Annotated in this window: 20 protein-coding genes; 16 read left to right on the forward strand and 4 right to left on the reverse strand. The window is 64.5% G+C overall.

Annotation, left to right across the window (positions count from 1 at the left end; genetic code table 11):
* The 7 genes from galE to BA899_RS01735 form a co-directional block, all read left to right on the forward strand.
* A partial coding sequence (gene galE, locus BA899_RS01705; RefSeq protein WP_159299539.1) for a UDP-glucose 4-epimerase GalE occupies positions 1–632 on the forward strand: 632 nt, incomplete at its 5' end.
* Complete coding sequence (gene rfbB, locus BA899_RS01710) at positions 629–1,726, forward strand: dTDP-glucose 4,6-dehydratase (RefSeq protein WP_159299540.1); 1,098 nt, start codon at positions 629–631, stop codon at positions 1,724–1,726. The genes galE and rfbB, both read left to right, overlap by 4 nt.
* Positions 1,727–1,761: 35 nt before the next feature.
* A complete protein-coding gene (locus BA899_RS01715; RefSeq protein WP_069134404.1) occupies positions 1,762–2,013 on the forward strand; it encodes a type II toxin-antitoxin system Phd/YefM family antitoxin in 252 nt (83 codons plus the stop codon).
* A complete protein-coding gene (locus BA899_RS01720) occupies positions 2,010–2,264 on the forward strand; it encodes a Txe/YoeB family addiction module toxin (protein ID WP_069134403.1) in 255 nt (84 codons plus the stop codon). The genes BA899_RS01715 and BA899_RS01720 overlap by 4 nt, the downstream gene beginning before the upstream one ends.
* Before the next feature lie 7 nt (positions 2,265–2,271).
* Positions 2,272–2,823, forward strand: a complete 552-nt coding sequence (locus BA899_RS01725; RefSeq protein WP_370456296.1) for a glutathione peroxidase — start codon at positions 2,272–2,274, stop codon at positions 2,821–2,823.
* Between the two features lie 9 nt (positions 2,824–2,832).
* Positions 2,833–3,666, forward strand: coding sequence for an ElyC/SanA/YdcF family protein (locus BA899_RS01730; protein WP_159299542.1), 834 nt, complete (start codon positions 2,833–2,835; stop codon positions 3,664–3,666).
* 54 nt (positions 3,667–3,720) lie between these two features.
* A complete protein-coding gene (locus tag BA899_RS01735; RefSeq protein ID WP_159299543.1) occupies positions 3,721–3,969 on the forward strand; it encodes a type II toxin-antitoxin system Phd/YefM family antitoxin in 249 nt (82 codons plus the stop codon).
* Between the two features lie 106 nt (positions 3,970–4,075).
* On the opposite strand, the gene BA899_RS01740 is transcribed toward BA899_RS01735, so the two are convergent.
* Positions 4,076–4,276 (reverse strand): DUF2905 domain-containing protein, encoded by a 201-nt coding sequence (locus BA899_RS01740; protein WP_069134399.1) that lies wholly within the window; start codon positions 4,274–4,276, stop codon positions 4,076–4,078.
* A gap of 5 nt (positions 4,277–4,281) precedes the next feature.
* Entirely contained in the window at positions 4,282–4,944 is a 663-nt protein-coding gene (gene rpiA / locus BA899_RS01745; RefSeq protein WP_159299544.1) for a ribose-5-phosphate isomerase RpiA, read from the reverse strand.
* A 52-nt stretch (positions 4,945–4,996) separates the two neighbouring features.
* On the opposite strand from rpiA, the gene ilvA reads away from it, so the two are divergent.
* Positions 4,997–6,508 carry a threonine ammonia-lyase, biosynthetic gene (ilvA, locus tag BA899_RS01750; RefSeq protein ID WP_144346812.1) on the forward strand — a complete coding sequence of 504 codons (1,512 nt, stop codon included), beginning with the start codon at positions 4,997–4,999 and terminating at the stop codon, positions 6,506–6,508.
* 30 nt (positions 6,509–6,538) lie between these two features.
* Here the strand turns inward: ilvA and BA899_RS01755 are convergent, their stop codons facing one another.
* Together BA899_RS01755 and tnpA are read right to left on the reverse strand one after the other, a co-directional pair.
* Complete coding sequence (locus tag BA899_RS01755) at positions 6,539–6,877, reverse strand: TraR/DksA family transcriptional regulator (RefSeq protein WP_159299545.1); 339 nt, start codon at positions 6,875–6,877, stop codon at positions 6,539–6,541.
* 119 nt (positions 6,878–6,996) lie between these two features.
* Positions 6,997–7,401 (reverse strand): IS200/IS605 family transposase, encoded by a 405-nt coding sequence (gene tnpA, locus BA899_RS01760; protein WP_159299546.1) that lies wholly within the window; start codon positions 7,399–7,401, stop codon positions 6,997–6,999.
* 23 nt (positions 7,402–7,424) lie between these two features.
* On the opposite strand from tnpA, the gene BA899_RS01765 reads away from it, so the two are divergent.
* From BA899_RS01765 to BA899_RS01800, 8 genes are all read left to right on the forward strand, one after another.
* On the forward strand, positions 7,425–8,636 hold the full coding sequence (locus BA899_RS01765) for an RNA-guided endonuclease TnpB family protein (protein ID WP_159299547.1): 1,212 nt from the start codon (positions 7,425–7,427) through the stop codon (positions 8,634–8,636).
* Positions 8,637–9,130: 494 nt separating this feature from the next.
* On the forward strand, positions 9,131–9,403 hold the full coding sequence (locus tag BA899_RS01770; protein WP_159299548.1) for a hypothetical protein: 273 nt from the start codon (positions 9,131–9,133) through the stop codon (positions 9,401–9,403).
* Positions 9,400–9,714: a HigA family addiction module antitoxin gene (locus tag BA899_RS01775; protein ID WP_200833026.1), complete on the forward strand. Its 315-nt coding sequence runs from the start codon at positions 9,400–9,402 to the stop codon at positions 9,712–9,714. Before BA899_RS01770 ends, BA899_RS01775 begins: the two co-directional genes overlap by 4 nt.
* Positions 9,715–9,772: 58 nt before the next feature.
* Positions 9,773–10,021: a DUF1289 domain-containing protein gene (locus tag BA899_RS01780; RefSeq protein ID WP_159299549.1), complete on the forward strand. Its 249-nt coding sequence runs from the start codon at positions 9,773–9,775 to the stop codon at positions 10,019–10,021.
* Positions 10,014–10,256 carry a cysteine-rich CWC family protein gene (locus BA899_RS01785; RefSeq protein WP_159299550.1) on the forward strand — a complete coding sequence of 81 codons (243 nt, stop codon included), beginning with the start codon at positions 10,014–10,016 and terminating at the stop codon, positions 10,254–10,256. The genes BA899_RS01780 and BA899_RS01785 overlap by 8 nt, the downstream gene beginning before the upstream one ends.
* 5 nt (positions 10,257–10,261) lie before the next feature.
* A complete protein-coding gene (locus tag BA899_RS01790) occupies positions 10,262–10,801 on the forward strand; it encodes an adenine phosphoribosyltransferase (protein WP_159299554.1) in 540 nt (179 codons plus the stop codon).
* Between the two features lie 60 nt (positions 10,802–10,861).
* Positions 10,862–11,191 (forward strand): helix-turn-helix transcriptional regulator, encoded by a 330-nt coding sequence (locus BA899_RS01795; protein WP_159299551.1) that lies wholly within the window; start codon positions 10,862–10,864, stop codon positions 11,189–11,191.
* Between the two features lie 107 nt (positions 11,192–11,298).
* On the forward strand, positions 11,299–11,601 hold the full coding sequence (locus tag BA899_RS01800; protein WP_159299552.1) for a transposase: 303 nt from the start codon (positions 11,299–11,301) through the stop codon (positions 11,599–11,601).
* Positions 11,602–11,775 lie beyond the last annotated feature (174 nt).

Below are 11,775 nucleotides of genomic sequence, written 5' to 3' on the forward strand. Positions count from 1 at the left end.
AAACCGCCCCGGTGGGTCGGCCCGCCAACCCCTATGGCACCTCCAAAGCGATGATCGAGCGCATCCTGATGGACCTCGCCGCCGCCGATCCGCGCTGGTCCGTGGCGTTGCTGCGCTATTTCAATCCGGTGGGCGCCCACCCGAGCGGTCGCATCGGCGAGGATCCCCAGGGCCATCCCAATAACCTCGTGCCCTTCATCAGCCAGGTCGCTGTCGGCCGGCGTGAAGCGCTGTCGATCTTTGGGGATGACTATGCCACCGCTGATGGGACCGGCGTGCGGGACTACATCCATGTCCTCGACCTGGTCCAGGGGCATCTCGCTGCGCTGAAATCCCTCATGGCCCAGACCGGCGCCTGGGTCTGGAATCTCGGCACCGGCCGTGGCTACTCGGTGCGGGAAGTGGTCGCGGCCTTTGAGCGCGCCTCGGGTCAGACGATCCCCACGCATGTCGCACCGCGCCGGCCTGGCGACATTGCCGAGTGCTATGCCGATCCCACCCGCGCCCGCGAGGAGCTCGGCTGGCAGGCTGAGCGCGGCCTGGACGCCATGATGGCGGATGCCTGGCGTTGGCAGCGGGATAATCCCAACGGCTATCGCGACGCCAGCGAAGAGGAGGGCGAAGCTTCATGAAAATCCTCATCACCGGCGGCGCCGGCTTCATTGGTTCGGCGTTGATCCGGCAACTGCGCGGCCAGGGGCGGGCCGAGGTGGTCAACGTTGATGCCCTGACCTACGCCGGCAACCCCGAGTCCCTCCCGGGCCTTCAAAACGATCCCGGGTATCGGTTCGAGCGGGTGGATATCCGCGATCGCGAGGCCCTCGAACGGGTCTTCCGCGAACATCGCCCGGATGCGGTGATGCACCTTGCCGCCGAGAGCCATGTGGACCGCTCGATCCTCGGCCCCGGCGTGTTCGTCGATACCAACGTGGTCGGCACCCAGAACCTGCTCGACGTCGCCCGCGCTTACTGGGAGGGGCTCGACGACCGCCCCGATGCCAGTGGCTCGAGCCCGCGCGCGCGCTTCCGCCTGCATCACATCTCGACGGACGAGGTCTTCGGTGACCTGCCGCCCGACGCGCCGGCGTTCATCGAGGCGACGCCCTACGCACCAAGCTCGCCCTACGCTGCCAGCAAGGCCGCGAGCGACCATCTGGTCCGCGCCTGGCACCGCACTTATGGCCTGCCGGTGGTGATCACCAACTGTTCGAACAATTACGGGCCGTACCAGTTTCCGGAAAAGCTCATCCCGCTGATGATCCTGAACGCGCTTGCCGGCAAGCCCCTGCCGGTCTACGGCGACGGGGGACAGATCCGTGACTGGCTGCATGTCGACGATCACGCCGAGGCGCTTTGGCAGGTGCTGCAGCACGGGGAGATCGGTCGCACCTACAACATTGGTGGGGATGCCGAACGCACTAATCTGCAGGTGGTCGAGGCGCTGTGCGAGACGCTCGAGACGATGCAGCCCACGGAGACCGGCAGTGGCTATCGCAACCTCATCACCTCGGTCACCGACCGGCCCGGTCATGACCGGCGTTATGCGATCGACAGTCGGCGCATTCAGCACGAGCTCGGCTGGCGGCCGGCCCACACCTTTGAGCAGGGCCTGCGCGAGACCGTTCAGTGGTATCTGGACCATCCGGAATGGGTCGCCCGCGTTCAGTCGGGTGCCTATCGTGAGTGGATTGAGGCCAATTACGGTGGTCGCGAGATGGTGCCATAATCTGTACACTATGCTGTACGGAATGCGGAGGTCTTATGGACGCAATCAGCTATACCAAGGCACGGGCCAATCTCGCCGGCACGATGGAGCGGGTGTGCGAGGATCACGATCCGGTCACGATCACGCGCGGTCGATCGCCCTCGGTGGTGATGATGTCGTTGGAGGACTACGAGTCGCTGCAGGAAACGGCTCTGCTGCTTCGTGCGCCACGAAATGCCCGACGGCTGCTTGAATCGGTGGCCGAACTGGAAGCTGGCGGCGGCGAGGCGCACCCGCTTGCCGAATGAGCGTGCTGTTTTCCGCGAACGCCTGGGAAGACTACCTTTTTTGGCAGAAAACCGATCGACGGACACTGCGACGGATTAATCAGCTCATCAAGGCGACCCAGCGCGAGCCCTTCGCAGGACCTGGCAAGCCGGAGCCGCTACGGCATGCCCTGGCAGGCTATTGGTCCCGACGGATCGATTCCGAGCATCGCATGGTCTACAAGGTTGCCGATGGAACGCTGATGATCGCGCAGCTCCGCTATCACTATTGAGGGACCGATCATGAGACTCGCCTGCATCGCCGCAATGCTCGCGGCCTTGATCACCGGAGGACTCGTCATGACATCCACGGCCAAGGCCTACAACTGGCTCGATCACGACATGCGCCGGCTGCACTCGAGCGAAGTCGTCAACGTTCAGGACCTTGCCGCGGATGCGCCGGCGGTGCTGTTGGTCAATACGGCCAGCCACTGCGGTTTCACCGGTCAGTTTGAGGGATTGGAGGCGCTGCATCAGGCCTATGCCGATCGCGGGCTTAAGGTGATCGGGTTTTCGTCGGATTCCTTCAATCAGGAGGCGGATGACGAGGCGGCCGCCGCGGAGACCTGCTTTGTGAACTTTGGGGTGAGCTTCGACATGATGGCGACCGTGCCCGTCCGCGGGGGTGATGCCCATCCGGTGTTCGCCGAACTGGCGCGTCAGTCCCGTGCCCCGCGCTGGAATTTCAACAAGTATCTGATCAATCCAGACGGCGAGGTGGTCGAGGTGTTCGGGGCGATGACCCGACCTGGCTCGGATAAGGTCAAGCGCGCGATCGAGCGGTTGTTGTAGCCTCGATCCGTGTTCTTTTTCACAAAACTCGCCGGCGCGCTTTTAAAGCCGCTCAGCCTGGTCGTGATCGCCCTGCTGGTGGGGCTTTTGATGGCCGCGTTCACGCGCTTCCGGCGTACCGGTCTGGCGCTGATGGGGGTGACAACGCTGGCGCTCGCCTTGATCAGTTGGTGGCCGGTGTCGAACAGCCTGATGGCGCCGCTGGAGAGCGGATACCCACCCCTGGCAGTGAGCACACCCGCTGAACCCACCGAGCAGATGCTGCCGCAGGACGTCGCAGCCATCGTGGTGCTGGGCGGTGGCGCCGTGGATGATCCGTCCCTCCCGGTAAGCGCCCAGCTCTCGGCGACATCCCTGCAGCGACTCATCGAGGGCATTCGGCTGTGGCGGATGCGGCCCGACGCCTTGCTGGTGACCAGCGGCGCCCTGCCGCGGGGCCGGTCCCAGGCCGCTATCGCCGCGGATATGGCCGTGGCGCTGGGCGTGCCGCGGGGGCAGATCCGGACGCTGCCGGCGGCGCGGAATACGGCGGAAGAAGCGGCGGCCTACGACGGGCTTGTGGCGAGCGCCGGCGGTGATGGCGCCTCGGCCGACCCAGTCAAAGCCGCCGCGCTTCGCAAGCCAGTGGTCGTGAGCTCGGCGAGCCATCTCCCGCGGGCCATTGCCGAATTCAAACGCCACGGTCTCGAGCCCTTACCGGCGCCGACCGCTCACCGATCCATTCCCCAGCGCTTTGCGCGGCCCGGCGATTTCGCACCACAAGCCGATGACCTGCGCACCACCGAGGCCGCCTGGCATGAGTATCTGGGCCGGATGTGGGCGTGGCTGCGGGGAGGGAAATAGATGGATCGGTGCGGATGCGTATGTTTTGGCTAGACGAATCAGAAGGAGCCTTCAATGAAAGATTGGCAGGTACAGCAAGCAAAGGCGCGCTTCGCCGATTTAATACGTGCGGCAGGCGACTCCCCTCAGGAGATCACATACCACGGCAAACCGATCGCGGTTGTGATGTCGCGGGACGCCTACGATCACCTAACCGCCCCTCGTGAATCGCTGGTTGACTTCATGCGGCGATCCCCGATCTACGGCGCAGAGGATATCGAGCTTGAGCGGCGAGACAGCTTGCCGCGTGAGGTCGATCTTTGAGTTATCTGATCGATACTAACGTCATCTCCGAGCTCCCGGGGGGCGGCTCGCAGCGGCTGCAAAGCGTCCCTTGCCCGTCATTGACAGCTTGCTTGCTGCCACTGCGCTAACGCCGCAGCCACCAGATAACCACCGACACCACGATGCTGACGATGATCGAGGTGGTGATCGGGAAGTAGCCGGTGAACCCCTCGCGGCGGATCACGATATCCCCCGGCAGCCGACCGAGGCCGAGTTTGCTGATCACCGGCCAGAGCAGACCGATGATCAGAATCGCGATACCGAGGGTGATCAGGGCCTTTTGCATGCCGCTCAGGCGGCGGTGAAACGCTGGACGCCGGTGTCGGTGCCGACCAGCAGTTCATCTGCCGGGCGGGCGGCGAACAGGCCATTGGTGACCACGCCGGCGATGTTGTTGAGCGCGCGCTCCAGCGCAATGGGCTCGGCGCAGTCGAGACCCTGCACATCGAGGATGACGTTGCCGTTATCGGTGGTGAACCCCTTACGCAGCGTAGGCCGCCCGCCGTGCTTGAGCAGTTGCCGGCCGACATAGGAGCGGGCCATGGCGACCACTTCCACGGGCAGTGGGAAGTCGCCGAGCGCCCGCACCCATTTGCTTTCATCGACAATGCAGACGAACCGCCGGGCGATGGCGGCGATGACTTTCTCGCGGGTCAGTGCGCCACCGCCGCCCTTGATCATCTGCAGATGGCGGGAGATCTCGTCGGCGCCGTCCACATAGATGCTCAGTTCGCTGACGCTGTTGGCGTCGCGGACTTCGATGCCGTGGTTGCGCAGGCGCTCGGCGCTGGCCTCGGAAGCGGCGACGGCGGCCTCGATCCGGGTGTCGCTGGCGGCGAGGGCGTCGATGAACTGATCGACGGTGGAGCCGCTGCCCACGCCAATCACACTGCCGGGCTCGATGCGCTCGACGGCGGCTTCGGCGGCGGCGCGTTTCTGGGTGTCGACGCTCATGGCTTGTCTCTCCTGTACACTATCGCCCTTTGGGGCAAATTCCCGGTCGGGCATGCAATCCTATCTTCAACGCATTCTGACAGCGAGCGTCTACGATGTCGCTGAGCAGACGCCGCTTGTCACCGCCACCAACCTGTCGCGGCGCTTGGACAACAATATCCTGCTCAAACGCGAGGACATGCAGCCGGTGTTCTCGTTCAAGATCCGCGGGGCGTACAACAAGATCGCGAGCCTGAGCCAGGCCGAGCGGGACAAGGGTGTGATCTGCTCGTCCGCCGGCAACCACGCGCAAGGGGTGGCGATCTCAGCGCAGAAGCTTGGCATCAAGGCGACCATCGTCATGCCCCGGACTACGCCGAGCATCAAGGTGGACGCGGTGCGCAACTTTGGCGGTCGGGTGGTGCTGCATGGCGATAACTACGATGCCGCCAAGGCCCATGCCGCCAAGCTGATCGAGGAGCGCGGGCTGACGTTCATCCCGCCCTATGATGACCCGGACGTGATCGCGGGGCAGGGCACGGTGGGCATGGAGATCCTCAGTCAGCATCCCCAGCCCATTGATGCGGTGTTCGTGCCGGTGGGCGGTGGCGGTCTGATCGCCGGGATTGCGGCGTACATCAAGCAGTTGCGCCCGGATATCCGCATCATCGCGGTAGAGCCCGAAGACGCGCCGACGCTCGAGCGGGCGATGGCCGCGGGCGAGCGGGTCACGCTGGATCAGGTGGGCATCTTCGCCGATGGCGTGGCCGTGCGCCAGATCGGTGAGGAGACCTTCCGCATTGCCCGCGAGCTGGTGGATGAGTGCATGCTGGTGAGCACCGATGAGATCTGCGCCGGCATCAAGGACATCTTCGAGGATACCCGCACGGTGATGGAGCCGGCCGGTGCGCTGGCGGTGGCGGGGATCAAGAAGTACATCGAGCAGCGCGGTGTGACCGGCCAGACGCTGGTGGGCATCAACTGTGGCGCCAACATGAACTTCTCACGCCTGGGGCATGTGGCGGAGCGCGCCGAGCTGGGCGAGCATCGCGAGGCGGTGCTGGCGGTGACCATCCCGGAGCGGCCGGGGAGTTTTCGTGAGTTCTGCGAGACCATCGGCAACCGCGCCATCACCGAGTTCAACTATCGCTTCGCGCATGCTGACGAGGCGCATGTATTCGCCGGGATCGGCCTGAATGATGGCCTGGCTGAGCGCGACGAGGTGGTTGAGGCGCTGCGGGCGAAGGGCTATCCGGTGCTGGATCTGACCGATGACGAGATGTCGAAGGTGCATGTGCGGCACATGGTCGGTGGTCGCGGGCATAACGTCGATCACGAGGTGCTCTATCAGGTGCGCTTCCCGGAGCGCCCTGGCGCGCTGCTCAACTTTCTCAAGCGCCTGGGACGGCGCTGGAATATCTCGCTGTTCCATTACCGCAACCATGGCGCGGACTATGGCCGGGTGCTGGTGGGGATCCAGGTGCCGCCGGAGCAGCGGGAGAAGTTTGAGGAAAGCCTCGATAAGCTGGGCTATCCGTATCGCAATGAGTCGGATAATCCGGCGTATGGGTTATTCCTGAGCTAGCGTGACGCGCCGGTCACCGCTGGGGCGCTGTCAGTCGGCGCAGTCGATGCACAGCGTCGCGGCGGGATCCACCTCAAGCCGCCGCGGGTTGATGAGCTCGCCGCAGCGCAGGCACTCGCCGTAGGTGCCGTCATCGCAGCGTTGCAGGGCGGAGGTGATGCGCGTGAGCGTGAGTTGCGCGCGCTCGTTGGTGGCCTGGGCCATTGCCTGCTGTTGAAGGGCGTCCATGCGCGATAGCCGCCCCACGCGGGTCTGATCCAGCTCGACGGTCGCCCGCGAGTCGTCGCGAGCCTGCGCCTGTCCTTCGATTTCAGCACGCATCTCGTGCAGCCGCTGCCGGAAGTGGGAGATGTCGATGTCTTCGTCCATGGGAGGACGGTAGCACGCGGGGGCCTGGGCTGGGCTCCTGGGTTTTGTAGGGTCTTCCGGAGACGAATTGACCATCTGGCTGGCGCAAGCCCCGTCGTTCAGGGCGGGGTGAGCCAGCCTTATTGGGGAGTGCGCTGATTCTCGACGTATTCGCGGATCACATCGAGCGGGGCACCGCCGCAGGAGGCCGCAAAGTACGACGGCGACCAGAGGTGGTTGCGGTGGGTGCGCACGCTGTAGCGATTGCGAAGCTGTCGCGCCGACGCGCCTTTGAGGCTGTTTACCAGCGTCGAGACGGCGAGCTTCGGAGGGTAGGTCACGAGCAGATGTACATGGTCGTCCTCCCCATCGCATTCGACCAGGCTTGCGTCGAAGCAGGCGCACACATCAGCGAATACGCCCGCCAGGAAGCGGATGTGTTCGTTATTGAGGACGCCACGCCGGTACTTCGTCACAAAGACCAAGTGGACGTGGAGATCAAAAACACAATGCCGGCCGCGGCGGTATTCCGTTTGATCGCGCATAGACCAAATGGTACCGTACAACCATGCACCTTCGCTACCGCTATCGGCTGTATCCGAATCGCCCGCAGCGCCAGGCCCTCGCCCGGGCGTTTGGGTGCGCCCGCCTCGTCTACAACGATGCGGTTGCGGCCCGCCGGGATGCCTACCAGGCGGGCGAGCGGTATCCGTCGAGCACAGCCCTCCAGCGCCGGCTCATCACCGAAGCCAAGCGCACCCCCGAGCGCGCCTTTCTCGCGGAAGTCTCCAACATCGCCCTCCAGCAGGCGGTGCGGGATTGTGATGCCGCCTACAGCCGCTTCTTCGATGCCGTGAGGGCACAAGGACAGCGGTTTGTCGGCTACCCCCGATTCAAGTCCCGAAAGGACAACCGCCAAGCCATTCGTCTGCACACCGGCGGCTTCAGCATCCGCGCCAACGGCAAAATGCGACTCGCCCGGATCGGGGATGTGGCTGTTGTCTGGTCGCGGACACTGCCGGCACCGCCGTCGTCGGTCACAGTCATTCGTGATGCAGCGGGACGGTACTTCGCGAGTTTCGTCGTTGAGGCCGGTGATCAGACGGCGCCGCCGGCGGTTGACGCCGATGGCACCGAGCGTGAGATCGCGCTCGACCTCGGACTCAACCACTTCGCCGTGGATCAGAACGGCAACACCATCACCAACCCCCGCTGCCTGCGCCGCGCCGAGCGGCGGCTGCGCAAGGCGCAAAAGGCCGTCTCCCGGAAACCAATTGGGTCAAACAACCGGGCCAAGGCGCGCCAACGCCTGGCCCGTTGTCATGCCAAGGTGGCGGATACCCGCGCCGACTGGCTACACCAGCAAACGACTCGACTCGTGCGCGAGAACCAAGCGATCTATGTCGAGGATTTAGCGGTGCGGGGCCTTGCCCGCACTCGGCTGGCGAAGTCGGTGCAGGATGCGGCCTGGGGCCAGTTCCGGCGGCTGCTTGAAGAAAAGGCCTACCGCCGGGGGCGCACCTGCATCACCGTGGGACGGTTCGAGCCGACGAGCCAGGTGTGCTCGGCCTGCGGCCGCAAGGATGGACCTAAGGCGCTGGCGATTCGCACCTGGACATGCCCCAGGTGCGGTACCGCACACGAACGCGATACCAACGCGGCCAAGAATATCCTCGCCCTCGGACGGCGGGAGAGGTTAAACGCCTGTGGAGCCGATGTAAGACCACCGATGGTGGCGATTGGCGGCGAAGCAGGAACCCAGCAGTCGGCCCCGGCTTAGCACCGGGTTCGGACTGGGAATCACTGTCCTTCAGGGCGGTGAGGACGTCAAGCACTCCGTCCTCCGTTCTCAGTGACGACGGAGCGCGTCAGGACGATCGCAATGACCCATGCGCTCCAGCGGCTCCGAAACGCAGATGCCCGGCGGTTATCCCGGATACGCTTGCTGCCAACGGCATGACGTGTGACGTCGAGCGTCATAACGATCTCCGTCGCGCGTTACTTCGTGTCCTGAAGACCCCACAACGCCCCTCCTCCCTTACCGGCATCCGCCGCCGGCTAATCGCCCGCTCATCGCCTGGCACAGGCCACGAATCGGCCAGCGCCACCCGGCCCGACGGCCGGTGTCCCGCGCCGCTGCGCGGTATGGTGGACTGAGCGTCAAGCCTCATCCCGGCAAGGAATCGCCCAATGATCAAAACCTTCGCCTCGCCCCGCCTGCGGATGATCTGATGGGGGCGGCCATCCCATTCCACGCCAGCAAACCTCGCCACCGTGCTGCGTCGTGATCTGGCGCTCCTCCACGCCGCCACTGACGCTGATGACCTGCATCAGGCCTGCGGCAGGCGCCTGCAGCCCATGATTGATGAGTCGATCCCGTTCGACAGCCCCGACCCCGACTCGGACCCCGACCTCGACCCCGATCCCGACCCCAACGACCATCAAGACCGCTATACCCTGCGTGTGGGCTATGGCTGGTGGCTGCTCTTTCGCTTTACCGCCGGCGAGGCCCACGGCGTCGCCCTCGACGAGGCGCCGGGCCCATGAACCCGCAGGATGATTGGGAAGCCCCGATGCCGCCCGGCGACGTGCTCGGCCATGAGTTCATGATCGCGCGCGGCCTGAAGCCCGCGTCCCTGGCCCGGGCGCTGCGGGTGCCGGTTAACCGCATCACTGATATCCTCGCCGGCAAACGCCGCATCACGGCCTCGACCGCCCTGCTGCTCGCGGACTACTTCGAGACCTCGCCGGAATTCTGGCTGCGGCTCCAGATGGACTATGACCTGCGTCTGGCCCGGCGTAACCGCCGGCAGCACTCGGCGTTCAAGACCATGATGAACAGCAGCCGGGCGCCGTAATTTGTCCTTCAAGTTGGGTTTCTGGTAGAACATGACCCCAACATCTTGTGGAGAAATCATGAGCGCATCGTCACCCTGCATCAGCATCTGCGAAGTCGATAATGGCCGCTGCATCGGTTGCGGACGCACCGAGACCGAGATCGTTGAATGGCGCGACTATCCCGAAGACAAGCGCCTGGCCATCATGGATCGGCTCGAGCGCGAGGCCGCCGATGGCGGCTGGCTCGCCGATGATGCCTTCAGCACCGCAACCCGCCCCGGCGCGGCGCGAAGCTCAACCCCGCGAAGCTCAACCCCGAATGCCTGATCATGAGCCCAAGCGCTGTCCCCGCTGCGGCAACGACTTCGAGTGCCGGCTGGGCACGATCCACCGCTGCCAGTGTGTCGACATTACCCTGAGCGATGATATGCGCGAGGCGGTGGCCGCCGCCTATGACGACTGCCTGTGTCGCACCTGCCTGCTGGCGCTCTCGCGTGACGACACTCCGGCGGTTTCCCGCTACCATGCAGTTTCCCAGGGATTGAGGAGACGCTATTCGTGACTGCCATGATCGAGGACCGGGACGCCGCCGTCGCTCAGGTGCGGGGGCTGATCCGGGACATTCCCGACTTCCCCAAGCCGGGAATTATTTTCAAGGACATCACGCCGCTGCTCGGCGATGCCGAGGGCTTTAAAACGGCCGTGGATCTGCTGGCGCAGGACCTGCAGGGTCCGGTGCCGGAGTACATCGTCGGCACCGAGTCACGCGGGTTCATCTTTGGCGCGGCGCTTGCTTACCGCATTGGCGCCGGCTTCATCCCCGTGCGCAAGCCCGGCAAGCTGCCGTCCGACGTCTACGCCTGCGAGTATCAGCTTGAATACGGCACCGACGCGCTTGAGGTGCATCGCGATGCACTGGGTCAGGGCGCCCGCACGCTGATCGTGGACGATCTGCTGGCCACCGGTGGAACGGCCCGGGCCACCGGGGATCTGCTGCGTCGTCTGGGGGCGGAGATGCTCGGCTACAGCTTCATCATCGAGCTGGGTTTTCTCAACGCCCGTGAACACATGACCGACGCGCCGGTGCACTCGCTGATCCAGTATTGAAGCGATATGGATAGTTGAATATCCTCCTACGGGACTTTTGGATATTCAGAGATCCATTTTATGGCCGCCAGGCAAAGAGTCTATTCACCGCACACCGGTGAGGCGGTCGCGCTACTGGGCCGGCTTGTGCGCACCGGCCGGATCGAGCGGCGCATGACCGCATCCGATGTGTCCGAGCGCGCAGGCATTACCCGTGTGACGCTGCGGCGCATTGAAAACGGTGATCCGGGCACTGACATCGGGCTTTATTTCGAGGCCGCCACCATTGTGGGTGTGCCGCTTTTCAGTGCGAGCCCGGCAGAGCTGCGGCGCGCCAACCGTGAAGCCGCGGATCGACTGACGCTCCTGCCACGTCATGCCCACTCCCCCAGAGTGGATGATGATTTCTAGCGCCGAGCAGCCGCTGGGCGCCTACTGAAGTGGACCCCGGTTTTCGGACCAGGTGAGAAGTAAAGATTCGGAGGCTATCCTCGGCCCATTGCAGAGGAGCCTTCACCATGACCCGAGGACGAGGCAAACGGCTCAGTCCGGACTTCAAGGCCCGCGTTGCCCTCGAGGCGGCCAAGGGCCACAAGACCGCCAGCGAGATCGCGCAGGAGTTCCAGGTTCACCCGACGCAGATCAGCCAGTGGAAGCGGCAGTTGCTCGATAACGTCCCTGAGCTATTTGAGTCGACAGCGGCACGGGCCCGCCGCACGCCGAGCGCCGAGGAGGTCGCGGCACCGCTCTACGAGGAAATCGGCCGGCTCAAGGTGGAGCTGGATTTTTTGAAAAAAAAGTCCAGCCAGCTCAAGGAGTAGGCCGATGGCTGATCGAACCGGAACACACCGAGCTCTCGATTCGTCGCCAGTGCGAGCTGATCGGCCTGCCCCGCTCGCAGTATTACTACGCGCCTGCTGCCGAGACGCCAGAGAACCTCGCGCTGATGTGGCAGATCGACAAGCAGTACCTGCGCACACCGTTCTTCGGCTCCC

Origin of the sequence: Spiribacter sp. SSL99 (assembly GCF_009805925.1) — a bacterium.
Classification (GTDB): domain Bacteria; phylum Pseudomonadota; class Gammaproteobacteria; order Nitrococcales; family Nitrococcaceae; genus Spiribacter; species Spiribacter roseus.